The sequence below is a fragment of the Bacteroides sp. QWL-09 genome, from assembly GCF_058683585.1.
The window spans coordinates 156,678-170,389 of record NZ_CM178748.1 but is presented as its reverse complement, the minus strand read 5'-3'; the positions used below and the strand labels follow the sequence as shown (position 1 = coordinate 170,389).

12 protein-coding genes are annotated in these 13,712 nt (G+C 38.2%); 7 read left to right on the top strand and 5 right to left on the bottom strand.

What is annotated here, in order from left to right; genetic code table 11:
- The first annotated feature begins 18 nt into the window (after positions 1-18).
- Positions 19-660 carry a DedA family protein gene (locus tag AC4PG5_RS00725; protein WP_492029592.1) on the top strand — a complete coding sequence of 214 codons (642 nt, stop codon included), beginning with the start codon at positions 19-21 and terminating at the stop codon, positions 658-660.
- A gap of 138 nt (positions 661-798) precedes the next feature.
- On the opposite strand, the gene tpx is transcribed toward AC4PG5_RS00725, so the two are convergent.
- Positions 799-1,299, bottom strand: coding sequence for a thiol peroxidase (tpx, locus tag AC4PG5_RS00720; protein WP_492029591.1), 501 nt, complete (start codon positions 1,297-1,299; stop codon positions 799-801).
- A 518-nt stretch (positions 1,300-1,817) separates the two neighbouring features.
- Here tpx and AC4PG5_RS00715 point away from each other — a divergent pair.
- The 5 genes from AC4PG5_RS00715 (at position 1,818) to AC4PG5_RS00695 (ending at position 7,397) form a co-directional block, all read left to right on the top strand.
- Positions 1,818-2,612, top strand: coding sequence for a polysaccharide biosynthesis/export family protein (locus AC4PG5_RS00715; protein WP_492029590.1), 795 nt, complete (start codon positions 1,818-1,820; stop codon positions 2,610-2,612).
- Positions 2,613-2,623: 11 nt separating this feature from the next.
- Positions 2,624-5,035 (top strand): GumC family protein, encoded by a 2,412-nt coding sequence (locus AC4PG5_RS00710; RefSeq protein ID WP_492029589.1) that lies wholly within the window; start codon positions 2,624-2,626, stop codon positions 5,033-5,035.
- 208 nt (positions 5,036-5,243) lie between these two features.
- Complete coding sequence (locus AC4PG5_RS00705) at positions 5,244-5,708, top strand: DUF4494 domain-containing protein (protein ID WP_492029588.1); 465 nt, start codon at positions 5,244-5,246, stop codon at positions 5,706-5,708.
- Positions 5,709-5,733: 25 nt separating this feature from the next.
- On the top strand, positions 5,734-6,405 hold the full coding sequence (locus AC4PG5_RS00700; RefSeq protein WP_492029587.1) for a YggS family pyridoxal phosphate-dependent enzyme: 672 nt from the start codon (positions 5,734-5,736) through the stop codon (positions 6,403-6,405).
- 17 nt (positions 6,406-6,422) lie between these two features.
- Entirely contained in the window at positions 6,423-7,397 is a 975-nt protein-coding gene (locus AC4PG5_RS00695; protein ID WP_492029586.1) for a dihydroorotate dehydrogenase-like protein, read from the top strand.
- 212 nt (positions 7,398-7,609) lie between these two features.
- Here AC4PG5_RS00695 and AC4PG5_RS00690 read toward each other — a convergent pair whose 3' ends face one another.
- Positions 7,610-8,935, bottom strand: coding sequence for a PhoH family protein (locus AC4PG5_RS00690; protein ID WP_492029585.1), 1,326 nt, complete (start codon positions 8,933-8,935; stop codon positions 7,610-7,612).
- A 119-nt stretch (positions 8,936-9,054) separates the two neighbouring features.
- On the opposite strand from AC4PG5_RS00690, the gene AC4PG5_RS00685 reads away from it, so the two are divergent.
- On the top strand, positions 9,055-10,410 hold the full coding sequence (locus tag AC4PG5_RS00685) for a bifunctional folylpolyglutamate synthase/dihydrofolate synthase (protein ID WP_492029584.1): 1,356 nt from the start codon (positions 9,055-9,057) through the stop codon (positions 10,408-10,410).
- On the opposite strand, the gene AC4PG5_RS00680 is transcribed toward AC4PG5_RS00685, so the two are convergent.
- From AC4PG5_RS00680 to AC4PG5_RS00670, 3 genes are all read right to left on the bottom strand, one after another.
- Positions 10,378-10,752 carry a RidA family protein gene (locus tag AC4PG5_RS00680; protein ID WP_492029583.1) on the bottom strand — a complete coding sequence of 125 codons (375 nt, stop codon included), beginning with the start codon at positions 10,750-10,752 and terminating at the stop codon, positions 10,378-10,380. The genes AC4PG5_RS00685 and AC4PG5_RS00680 overlap by 33 nt on opposite strands.
- A gap of 132 nt (positions 10,753-10,884) precedes the next feature.
- Entirely contained in the window at positions 10,885-11,442 is a 558-nt protein-coding gene (locus tag AC4PG5_RS00675; protein WP_492029582.1) for a DUF805 domain-containing protein, read from the bottom strand.
- 563 nt (positions 11,443-12,005) lie between these two features.
- Complete coding sequence (locus tag AC4PG5_RS00670) at positions 12,006-13,709, bottom strand: tetratricopeptide repeat protein (RefSeq protein ID WP_492029581.1); 1,704 nt, start codon at positions 13,707-13,709, stop codon at positions 12,006-12,008.
- Between the last annotated feature and the right edge of the window lie 3 nt (positions 13,710-13,712).

Here is a 13,712-nt window from a genome sequence, read left to right as displayed (position 1 = left end):
TACAAAACAAATCATAACATGGAATCAACTGTCTTTATTCAATGGTGCCTTGAACATTTAAATTACTGGACCATAACGCTTTTAATGGCTATTGAAAGTTCTTTCATACCGTTTCCATCAGAAGTTGTTGTTCCACCTGCTGCTTATAAGGCTGCAATTGGCAAAGAACTCAATGTTTATCTAGTCGTACTTTTTTCGACTATAGGTGCCAATATCGGAGCACTAGTCAACTATTATTTGGCTCGATGGTTGGGACGTCCCTTGGTTTACAAGTTTGCGAATAGTCGTTGGGGACATCTATGTCTCATCAATGAAGACAAAGTGCAAAAGGCGGAAGTTTATTTTGAAAAACACGGAGCCTTATCAACATTTATCGGCAGACTTATTCCGGCCATACGTCAACTAATCTCTATTCCCGCGGGGCTTTCTCGCATGAAATTGCATACCTTCCTACTATATACAACTTTGGGAGCAGGTATATGGAACAGCATTCTTGCTGCCATTGGATATTATCTATCTACGGTTCCAGGAATTGAAAATGAAGAGCAACTTTTGAGTAAAGTCAACGAGTATAGCCATGAGATCGGATATGCCTTTGTTGCAATAGTCGCTATCGGAGTTATCTTTTTTGCTTTAAAACACGTTCAGAAAAAACGCTAAAAGCAAAAAACATCCTTTATAAAAGGAAAGAACGCATCAACTTAAACACCGTTTAAGAGAAAATAAATAAGCCGCCTCAAAAAATAGATTTGACGCGGCTTATATTTTTATCTAAGTTAGGGAGAAACGAAGAATGAATTATTCGATCACAGATAATGCTTCGTCGTAATTAGGTTCTTGTGTAATTTCCGGAACAAGTTCTACGTAAACCACTTTACCATTAGGATCTACAACAACAACCGCACGTGCAAGCAAACCGGCTAACGGTCCATCGGACATGCAAACGCCATAGTTCTCATCAAAATCAGAAATACGAAAATCAGATAATGTGACCACATCTTCTATGCCTTCGGTCGAACAAAAACGTCCGTGCGCAAAAGGTAAATCCTTAGAAATAGCCAAAACCAGTGTGTTTTTAAGTCCAGCGGCTACTTTATTAAACTTACGAACAGATGTTGCACAAACTCCCGTATCTAAACTCGGAAATATATTCAAGATGACGTATTTGCCTTTAGCTTCTTTCAATGAGAAATTAGACAAATCAGTTTTAACCAATTTAAAATCAGGTGCAACTTGGCCAACCTGAATAAGATCCCCTATTAATTTTACCGGATTTCCCTTAAAATTTGTAATTGCCATAATAATTTTTTATTTTTTTGATTTTAGTTTATTTAATAACGACAGCCCGATCAAAAATGTTCAATCAGAAAAATGTAGTCCTATCGGTTTGTTAATGGGCAAGCCTCCTCTCTTAACGATCCATCCATTAAACCCCTATTTTCAACAAGCAATCCTATTCTCCATTATGCCAAGATTCTTTTCGTCATAAAAAATCAATTTAAAGTGATCAAAATGAAAAAGAAAATGAATCAAACTAGAACAAAAGTTTATTCGACATCGCTAGTAAATTTCTTCCCAAATCCTTAGAAGAAGAAAAAAGACATTTCATTTTACCAACAATCTTTAAAAACGAATTGTTATATATCGAAAATCAAGCAATTTCTTTGTTTGAAATAATATTATTTTTTTTTTTTCATTTAATTTATACCTTTGCGTTTTACAAAGACAGACTTACTATTTATATCTTTGCAAAAAGATAACAAAATAGAATTAAAGTGTGAATCTTTAAAGCCACCAAAAATCAAGTAACTAAATAAATGAGAACTTTAAACAAACTAGCTTTTCTAGGGCTTTTCATTATCGCTTTGACTAGCTGTCAATCGTATAAGAAAGTACCATATTTTCAAGATGCAGATTTAAGCCATCAAGAGATCTCTAGTCAGGAATTATACGATGCAAAAATAATGCCTAAAGATTTGTTGACGATTATTGTATCATGCACTAGCCCAGAGTTGGCCGTACCATTTAACTTAACGGTTGCCAGTACCTCCAACATTAGTCAGTCGTATACCACTTCTCAACCCGTCTTACAACAATATCTCGTAGACAACAATGGGAATATTAATTTTCCCGTTTTAGGCGAGCTACACATTGGCGGACTGACCAAAAAGCAAACCGAAAATATGATTGTAGAGAAACTAAAACCCTACATTAAAGAGAAGCCTATTGTTACTGTGAGAATGGTCAATTACAAGATTTCAGTTATTGGTGAGGTAGCACGTCCGGGAACATTTACTATCACCAACGAAAAGGTGAATCTATTGGAAGCTTTGGCTATGGCAGGTGATATGACGATCTATGGTATGAGAGACAATGTCAAACTGATACGTGAAGACAACAAAGGGCAACAACAAATTATAACCTTAAATTTAAATAAGGTTGAAACCATTTCGTCGCCCTATTACTATCTTCAGCAAAATGATATCATTTACATTACCCCTAACAAAACTAAAGCACAAAACTCCGATATCGGTACAAGCACAAGCTTGTGGTTCTCTGCAACATCTATTTTAGTATCCGTTGCCAGCTTATTAGTAAATATTCTTAAATAACTTTATATACGATGAAAGAAAATTCTTACGAAGAATCGAATGAAAATAACGAGGAGAATATCAATATCCAAGAATTATTCTTTAAATATATTATTCATTGGCCTTGGCTAGTCGCAGCAATTGTAATAAGCCTTTTAGGAGCATGGATGTATTTGAAGTACACTACACCTATATACAACATATCGGCATCAGTCATTATCAAAGATGATAAAAAAGGAGGAGCTTCCGGTGCAACAGCAGAACTAGAAAGCTTAGGCTTAGGTGGTATGATGTCCTCATCAAAAAACATAGACAACGAAATAGAAATTCTACGTTCGAAGACTTTAATTAAGGAAGTTGTAAATAGTCTTGGATTATATACTTCATACACAAGCGAAGACGAATTCCCATCTAAGATTCTCTACAAAGACTCTCCGATTTTAGTGAACATTCCCCCTCAACAAGTGGAAAGCCTTGAAGGAAGTGTTTTAATAGATATGAAACTGGCTATAAATGGTAGTTTAAATGTAACGATAAAAACCAAGGATAATGAGATAAATAAAGTATTCACCAAGCTACCGGCTATTCTACCAACTAAAATCGGAACCTTTAGTTTTATCCAAAATCAAGACTCTACCCTAATTGATGGGAACGAAAAAAAAGAGCGTCACATCATTGCCACAGTTACTCCTAGTTTAAGAGTCGCTAAATCATACTTGGGCAAAATGACTATAGAGCCAACCTCAAAGACCTCTTCAGTGGCTGTTATTTCACTCAAGAACTCTAGTCTACAACGTGGACAAGATTTCATTAATAGACTTTTGGCCACTTATAATAGAAACGCGAACGATGATAAAAATGAGATCGCCAGAAAAACGGGAGATTTTATCGATAGTCGTATCAGCATCATCAACAAAGAGCTCGGAAGCACAGAGGAAGAACTTGCCACATTTAAACGCAATGCCGGCCTAACCGACCTCAGCAGCGATGCTCAAATCGCTTTAAGTGGAAATGCCGAATACGAGAAGAAACAAGTTGAAAATGGAACTCAGATCAGATTAGTCAGAGACCTTTCTCAGTATATCAACGATCCATCGAATAAATACGAAGTGCTCCCAAGCAATATTGGGTTAAAAGATCAAATGTTGTCTACCCAAATTGACCGATACAATGAAATGATCATTGAACGCAAACGATTGATCCGCAATTCAACTGAAAACAACCCTACAATAGTCAATTTAAGTACAAGCATTCAAGCTATGAAAATGACTGTCATAGCAACGATTGAGGCCACAATGAAAGGATTGTTCATTACTAAAACTGATCTTGATCGGGAAGCTAATCGATTCAACAAGCGTATAACAAATGCTCCGGGATTTGAACGCCAGCTAGGCACCATCGCCAGACAGCAGGAAATCAAAGCCGGATTATACTTGATGCTCTTACAAAAACGTGAAGAGAACGCAATCACACTAGCTGCTACAACCAATAATGCTAAAATTATAGATGAAGCTATAGCCGACGACATTCCTGTTTCTCCCAAAAGAAACATGATTTACCTCATTGCATTGGTTCTCGGAATCAGCGTACCAATAGGCATCATATACTTAATCAACTTAACCCAAATCAAGATCGAAGGTGTAGGCGATGTCGAGAAAATAACAAAAGCACCAATCATAGGAAGTGTGACATTAACCGAAGAAAAAGATAGTCAAGACGGTTCTATTGCAGTCTTTGAAAATCAGAATAACTTAATGAGCGAAACATTCCGCGATATCCGAACCAATATACAGTTCATGCTTGAAAAAGATAAGAAGGTTATCCTAGTCACCTCAACAATCAGTGGTGAAGGAAAATCGTTTATCTCTTCGAATATTGCCATCAGTTTATCGTTACTTGGAAAAAAAGTCGTTATTGTGGGGTTAGATATCCGTAAACCAGGTTTGAATAAGGTTTTCCATCTATCACAAAAAGAAAAAGGAATTACTCATTACTTGGCAAATTCTGATACAGACCTCATGTCTCTCGTTCAAGAATCTGCAAGCAACAGTAACTTATTTATTCTTCCTACCGGAACCATTCCTCCTAACCCAACCGAATTGTTAGCCCGCGATAGGCTCGACAAGGCGATTGAAATCTTGAAAGAGAACTTCGACTATGTCGTATTGGATACTTCTCCTGTAGGGATGGTAACCGATACTCAATTAGTTGGTCGTGTAGCCGATCTATCGATCTATGTTTGTCGTGCAGATTATACCCATAAAGCCGAGTTTGCTTTAATCAATGAACTGAATAACAAACTTCCTAACCTTTGTACGATCATCAATGGTATTGATATAAAGAAGAAGAAATACGGATATTATGGATATGCCAAGTACGGAAAATATTACGGATACGGCAAACGTTATGGATATGGATACGGATCCGAACATCAAAAGAGATAACGAATAAGTCCATTGAAAGATAAACATCCTCTGAATCATTTACTTAAATTGATTCAGAGGATGTTTGTTTTTTTCGCATATCAAATCATAAATCTAAATTGCAGCTGCGCTCATAATATATCTAAACGGAACATTCAACTATTCTATATTTTGCATTATCTTTGCACATTATTATTATAAATTTATTAATTAAATAAACAAAGTAAAAATGGCAATGCATACATGGTTTGAGTGCAAGATCCGTTATGAAAAGACAATGGAGAACGGCATGCAGAAAAAGGTAACGGAACCATATCTAGTTGACGCACTTAGCTTTACAGAAGCAGAAGCACGTATTATCGAAGAAATGACTCCATTCATCACAGGAGAATTCACAGTGTCGGATATCAAACGCGCCAATTATAGTGAATTATTCTCTAGTGAAGAAGAAAGTGCCGATAGATGGTTTAAATGCAAACTTATTTTTGTTACATTAGACGAGAAAAGCGGAGCTGAAAAGAAAACCTCAACAATGGTTCTAGTTCAGGCTTCTGATTTAAGAGATTCGATTAAAAAATTAGATGAGGGAATGAAGGGCACAATGGCCGATTATCAAATAGGATCAGTTGCAGAAACAGCTATCATGGATGTTTATCCATACAGTGCAGGTCCTAACGACAAGCCAGAAGTTTAATCTTCTCAAACAAAACAAAGTGGTCATGCAGATTGCTGATAAATTAAAACAGATCAATACCGAACTCCCACAAGGAGTTCGGTTAGTTGCTGTTTCTAAGTTTCATCCCAATGAAGCGATAGAAGAAGCCTACCGTTATGGACAGCGCATCTTCGGTGAAAGTAAAGTACAAGAGATGACAGCGAAGTACGAAACTTTACCTAAAGATATTGAATGGCATTTCATTGGACATCTTCAAACCAATAAAATAAAATACATCGCTCCTTATGTCACGATGATACACGGAGTCGATTCTTATAAGTTACTTGCTGAGATAAATAAGCAAGCTCAAAAAGTTGATCGAGTGATCGACTGCCTTTTGCAAATCCACATTGCTAAAGAAGAAACAAAGTTCGGATTTTCTCCAGAAGAATGTAACGAGATGCTTTTGTCGGGCGTTTATAAAGAACTGACGAATATACGGATTTGTGGGTTAATGGGCATGGCAAGTAATACGGATAATATTGAACAAATACGTGAAGAGTTTTGTTTCTTAGATAATTATTTTAAAAACATAAAGACGAATTTCTTCGCCGATACAGAGAGCTTTAAAGAGCTATCGATGGGAATGTCTGGAGACTATCATGAAGCCATACAGTATGGAAGCACCTTAGTCCGTATTGGGAGTTCTATTTTTGGCGATAGAAATTATCTATAAAACTAAAACGATTTAATATGAACGATTTAAAAACTACTTTTGCGGGGCTTGTTCTTAAGAGCCCAATTATTGTGAGCAGTTCCGGGTTAACTAATAGTGCTTCTAAAAATAAAAAGCTAGAAGAAGCTGGTGCAGGAGCAATTGTATTAAAATCGTTATTCGAAGAACAGATCTTACTTGAAGCCGATCAAATAAAAGATACAGCTTTCTCACCGGAAGCAAACGATTATCTAGATCAATATATGAAAGAACACAAGCTAGCCGAATATATTGATTTAATCAAGGAAAGCAAGAGACTATGTACTATTCCAATTATTGCTAGCATCAACTGCTACACCGATAACGACTGGATTGAATTTGCCTCTCAGATCGAAGAGGCCGGTGCTGATGCTTTAGAAATAAATATTCTATCGCTACAAACCGATCTTCACTATACTTACGGCGCATTTGAAGAACATCATATTAATATTCTTAGTCGGATCAAAAAGCAAGTTCGTATCCCAATCATCATGAAACTAGGCAACAACCTGACTAATCCAATCGTACTTATCGATCAGTTGTATGCCAACGGTGCTGCGGCAGTCGTTCTTTTCAATCGTTTTTACCAACCGGATATTGATATTGAAAAGCTCGTTCACTCCTCTGGTGAAGTCTTTAGTAATCCGGCCGATCTTTCAAACACACTTCGTTGGGTAGGCATTGCTTCTGCTCAAATAGAAAAGATTGACTATGCGGCATCCGGTGGAGTTTCAAGACCCGAAGACATTGTCAAGACGATTCTGGCAGGTGCCTCGGCCGTTGAAGTTTGCAGTGCAATCTATCAGAAAACCAACTCTTTCATCAAAGAATGCAATGTTTTCCTAGCCACTTGGATGATGCATAAAGGCTACCATTCAATTGCAGATTTTAGAGGAAAGCTAAATGCGAAAAAGATTCAAGGAATCAACACGTTTGAACGCACCCAATTCTTAAGATATTTCAATAAGAAATAAAAGAGAGCAAGTCACCTCATAAAATAAGATCACTATAACGTTGGTTATAGTGATCTTATTTTATATAGACCAACCATTGATCGACTTTACCAATGGTCGGCTTTATGAGCTAATCTCTAGTCTTGTCAATGAACTGCAACTTATACCCTTATCAAAAGTCACAAACTACAGATCGAGAAATAGACTTTCGACCCAACAAGGTCTTTTGTTCCTTATAGCAAATGACTTGCCAATTCACTGAGTTCGCTTCTTTCTCCCTTCACTAAGTTGACATGAGCGAATACATTTTGATCCTTCATCCGATCAATCATATACACCAAACCATTCGACTGACTATCAAGATACGGCTGATCAATTTGCTGAATATCTCCCGTAAATACCATCTTAGTCCCCTCGCCTGCTCTAGTAATAATCGTTTTAATCTCACTAGGTGTTAAGTTCTGTGCTTCATCAATGATACAATACATCTCACTCAAACTTCGTCCGCGAATAAAGGCCAAGGCTTCAATAATCAGCTGTTCACTCTTCTGCATATCCTCTATGCGTTTTACTTCTGCAGAGCTAGCAGAGAACTGGCGTTTGATGACATTCAAGTTATCGAATAATGGTTGCATATAAGGAGCAACTTTCTCACTCACGTCACCAGGAAGAAAACCGATATCTTTATTCGACAAAGCCACAATCGGACGCGCCAACAGAATTTGTTTATATTCATTTAGCTTACCCAATGCAGCAGCCAAAGCCAACAACGTCTTTCCCGTTCCAGCTTTTCCTGTCAGAGCCACCAATTTAATATTTGGGTCGTTCAAGACCTCAAACGCAAAGCTTTGTTCTGCATTACGAGGTTCAATACCATAATTCCTCGATTTATTCACCTTAGTCACCATGTGCGTAAATGGATTGTAGCGAGCCAACACTGTGTTACGATCACTTTTTAAGATGAAGCATTCATTAGGACGGATCAAATGCTTGAGTTCAAACTCACTGAGATCTAATCCCTCTTTTGAAGAATAAATCCGATCGATCAAAGTCGGATCAATATCATCAAAGACCTCATTAGCCTTCTCGAAGATATCGACGTTAACCACTTTATCCGTAATGTAATCTTCACAAGCGAGATTAATCGATCGCGCTTTCATTCGAAGATTAACATCCTTGGTAACCAGAATCGTCTTACTCTTCTTATCCTTTGCCGTAATATACTCTGCCACAGCAAGAATCTGATGATCTGGTCTAAGATCAGAAAACGAAACCTTTACCATAGGCGCTTCGACAGTTCCTGTAACAATAAATAACCGACCCAAACCTTCTCCGAGCTTTACACCATGTGTAAACAAATCATTGTCGGTTATAGAATCAAGTTCACGTACGAACTCACGGGCATTAAAATTGATCTGCTCATTTCCTTTTTTAAAATGATCCAACTCTTCTAATACAACGATAGGAAGGTAAATGTCGTTCTCTTGAAAATTCTTCAGACAGTCACAGTCGTGAAGAATAACGTTTGTGTCTAACACAAAATTTTTTTTCATTCCCATATTTCTTAGATTTAAAATACCGATATTTGTGTTCATATTCCAATAAAGAATATTGGACCTTTAAAAGTAACAATAAAACCATTAAAACGGTTTGAAACTGCGTTAAAAAAAATAAAGAAATGAACTATCAAGAAACGTTAACTTACTTATACGAGAGCACTCCGATGTTCCAAAAGATCGGAGGGAAAGCCTACAAAGAAGGATTAGAAAACACGCAGATGCTCGATGAATATTTCAAACACCCGCACCAAAATTTTAAAACCATTCATATCGCAGGAACTAACGGAAAAGGTTCTTGTTCGCACACCCTTGCTGCTATTCTACAAGCAGCGGGATATACCGTCGGATTATACACCTCACCACACTTGATCGATTTCAGAGAACGTATCCGAATTAACGGAGAAATGGTTTCGGAAGAATATGTTGTCCAGTTTGTAGAAAATCATCGTCCATTCTTCGAACCATTGAGTCCCTCGTTTTTCGAACTGACCACAGCCATGGCATTTCGCTATTTCGTCGATCAGAAAGTCGACGTTGCCATTATTGAGGTCGGCCTTGGTGGACGACTCGATTGCACCAACATCATATCACCCGACTTAAGTATCATCACTAACATCAGCTTCGACCACATGCAGTTCTTAGGGAACACCCTTCCAGAGATTGCTCTAGAAAAAGCCGGCATCATGAAGCCACACACTCCGGTTGTGATTGGAGAAGCCACCGATGAGTTAAGAGACGTTTTTCTAAAGAAAGCCAAAGCTGTCGATGCACCGATTCTGTTTGCTGAAGACTCTTATCCGGAACTAAAAATAGAGACAATCTTACCCAAAAGTTCACAAGCCACTTCTTCCAAAGGGACATACACACACTTTACCATCGAGGAAGGTGGACAAATGCGTTTTGAGGCCTTAGGGGAATTGGCCGGAGAATATCAACAGAAAAACGGACGTACGATTTTTACAGCGGCACAAGAGTTGAAAAAGATGGGATATCAGATCAACGACGAACACCTCAAATACGGACTAGAGCATGTCACTGAGATGACTCATATCATGGGACGCTGGCAAGTGTTAGGTCATACCCCCACGATTGTTTGTGATACAGGGCACAACAAAGCGGGATTATCTAGTATCGTCACACAGTTGAATGATCTGAAGGAAAATGGAGGATATCAACAACTACATTTCATTATCGGCATGATGCGTGATAAAGACGTCGACAGTGTACTGCATCTACTACCCTCATATGCCACATTCTATTTTACCCAAGCTAGTGTCGACCGGACACTAAAGGCGTGTGAACTTAAAGAAAGCGCCGCTCTACTCGGCCTAAAAGGAGAAGCCTATCTCTCCGTGAGCGATGCTTTTAAGGCCGCAAAAGAAAAAAGCCTCCCGGAAGATCTCATCTTCATAGGAGGCAGTAACTTTATTGTGGCCGACTTGTTAGCGAGCAGCGATACATTCGATCTCCACTAAAGCATTTTTCGGCAAAGCCTTAACAGCAAATGCCGAACGTGCTGGGAACGCGCCATCAAAGAATGTCGAATAAACCCCATTCATGTCTCCGAAGTAAGCCATATCTGCCAAGTACACCGTTGTTTTCACAACATGTTCCATGCCCAGACCGGCTTCCTTAAGAATGTTTCTCATATTTTCTAAAGACTGACGGGTTTGTTCGTCAACACTTTGAGGCATTTCACCTGTCACAGGATTGATAGGCAACTGTCCTGAAACAAAAACTAAGCCATTAGCTTCAATAGCTTGACTATAAGGTCCGATTGCCTTAGGTGCATTTTCGGTTGCAATACTTTTTTTCATAATACAATGTAGTTTACGAGTTGAACTTCTAAATTAGCCTGCCGAAGATAAGAAAATCTCTTGCAAAAATCCAATATTTATCGAATTTTCGTAAGAGATTTATCCACCAAAAAATAAGAAATATAGTAAAATCTATTTATCTTCTTTAGGTTCCTCGACTTTAGGTTCCTCGACTTTAGGTTCCTCAGCTTTAGGTTCCTCAGCTTTAGGTTCCTCGACTTTAGGAGAAGAAGTTGCATCTACAGTGAATCCATCCTTAGTCACATTCACGGTCACATTTACAGTCGGTTGAGGTTGTTGAGGTTGATAAGGTTGATAAGGAGTTCTATTCTTAGGATCTTCACCATAACGATTGGGACCAACAGTTCCATCGGCAAATAATAAATACAGAGCAAATACCGTACCCACAATAGGAACCAAGAAAAGCAAAATCATCCAACCGGATTTATCCAAATCGTGTAAACGCTTCACTCCTTGAGCTAACCCAAACCAAACACCTGCAACATACGCAGCAACACCAACAAGTCCTCCAACAACTGAACCAGTAATGGAAGAAGCTTCAATACTTAGGAAGAAAGCAGCGAAACACATAAAATAAACAATCGAAAGTACAAATAGTGCAATGATAGAGGAGAGGAAATATTCCATTCGACGAATACGTCCTTCAAAAGAGAAAGGTGCTTTAAACATACGATGTCGATTTATATTTAACAAAAGTCTTTTTTAATACTTTACAAAAGTAAAAAAACTTTTGACTAATTAATCATTTTGTAAAAGATTTCTTTATAAAAAAAACAGAGCAATGCTTTTTCTCTCTGTAAAAGAAACGCTTAAACCTTTTCAACAATTGAAAAATCGAGAGTATAAAGGTATGAATAGAGCCTAAATAGAGGATTCAGAGGCCTACGATCGATTCAAAAAGCTAAAGTTCAACATTAATCAAGCAAAAACGAAAAAAGCTTGGAGAATAATAATTTATCCTGCGTGGATAATCTCATATCCTACGTAAATAATTCCATATCCTACGTAAATAATTCCATATCCTACGAGGATAATTTTACATCCTATATAGGATAAAAGTTTTAGATGCGTAGAAAAAAGAGAAGCTTTAAAAGGACGAAAACATTTACCGTAACAATTGAAGAAAAACAATAAAAAAGAGAGTAATCGAACTTGCCGATTACTCTCCATATTCTTTTCTATTTCAACCGAACACAGACGACAATTTATCCGTCCACGCGTCTGTTTAAAGCCTATTTACAGTGTTTTTCAATCAAAGCTTCAGCATTAGGGTCACCCAATTCCTTGGCTTTTGCAAAGTTTGTACAAGCTTTATCTTTTTGCTTTAACTGCAACTGACAAATGCCTAAAATACGATACAGTTCACCATATTTCGGATCAAGTTTCAACGCCTCGTTCACGATCGTGATCGCCTCATCATAACGCCCCACCCTAAGGTTTAATGCAGCATTCTCAGCACGGTAAAGCATCTCCTTCGGATTCAGTTCCACCGCCTTACGGATATCATCCAAAGCCCGTTGATACTGTTTCGACATCAAAGCAGATTGCTCACGATAATAATAGAACAAGTCGTTCACCTCACCATTCACACTCTTAAAATAGTCATCATAATCACCCAATGCTTTACGATATTCCTGACATTCCATAGCCACCTGAGCTCTTTCCAATAGATAAGAAGAGGCATCAGCAGTTACCGGACGAGGACAACGTACGATGCAACTATCCATCAAACTCAAAACCTCTTTAGGATCACCCTTCATGAGTTGCTTTGTTTTAGCAGCACTATAGAAAGAGGCCGGAGAAGCTAAGTTCGACTGATTGACTTGCTCATAGCACGAATAAGCCTTCTCATAGTTTGCTTGAGCAAAGAAGATATCACCTTCCAATTGCATGTATATCGGCAAAGGATTATGTTCATAAGCCGACTGTATATATTCCAATGCCCGATCGAAAGTCCAGTCGCCGAAAGTTGTTTCCGGCTTCGACAATTGATAAGCATAGATAAACTTAGCCACATTATACTCAGCATCATCCTTCTTCGTTGCCACTTTAAGTGCTTGTTCTAAGTCTTTAGAGGCCTTATCTAAATAAGAGGCATCATCTTTCGACAAAAACAAATACTGATTGGCACGACGCAAATAACCGTCAGAAGAATTCGGATAGCTCTCCACAAAATCGGTCAGCAGCGACAGATAATCGGTAGATGATAGTTGAGAAGAAGCCATGAACAAATAGATCAAAGCTTGTTCTTCTGTATCGGGCAACATCTTTTTGATTCCAATCGAACGTAATGCTTGATCGTTAACTGAAAATGCCGTGATCTTCTGAGCATCAGCCAAACGAGCATCTACGGCATAACAGACAGAAGCCGTATCTTTCATAGCCGACTTTTGAACCAATCCGATAACCTGTCCTTCGGTATTCATGACCGGACAGCTTACCATCTTGTCCTTTAACTTCATTTCAAGCGTATAATAAACATAATTTCCGCTCGCATTATCAGCGTTTTTAATCTTTCCGTGAGTTGAATTTACACTTTTCTGCGTCGAGTATGGCAATAACCAAACATCCGCCTGAGCAGCTGATGGCGAAGTCGCCACCTGTAATGCCGGAACTTTCTTGCTCAAGATACCGACACGAAACTTCACAACATCGTACATTTCATTGGCACCTAAAATCCGTTCAATGTCCATTTGTTTACCGTCACTGTTTATGATAACCGCACGGCTAGCTCCTTTGAACAAGCTATAATCGGACAAAGCCGTTCCGTCTTCTGATACAAAAAAGCCATTTCCGGTATTAAGAATTCCGTTATTTTGATCATAGGTGATGACTGAAAAGACGGATCGTTTGGCTTTTTCGACCCATTTTGGGGTTTGTCCACTCACCCATTGGGAAAGTAGACAAATAGAGATAAGGCTAAGTAGTTTTTTCATATT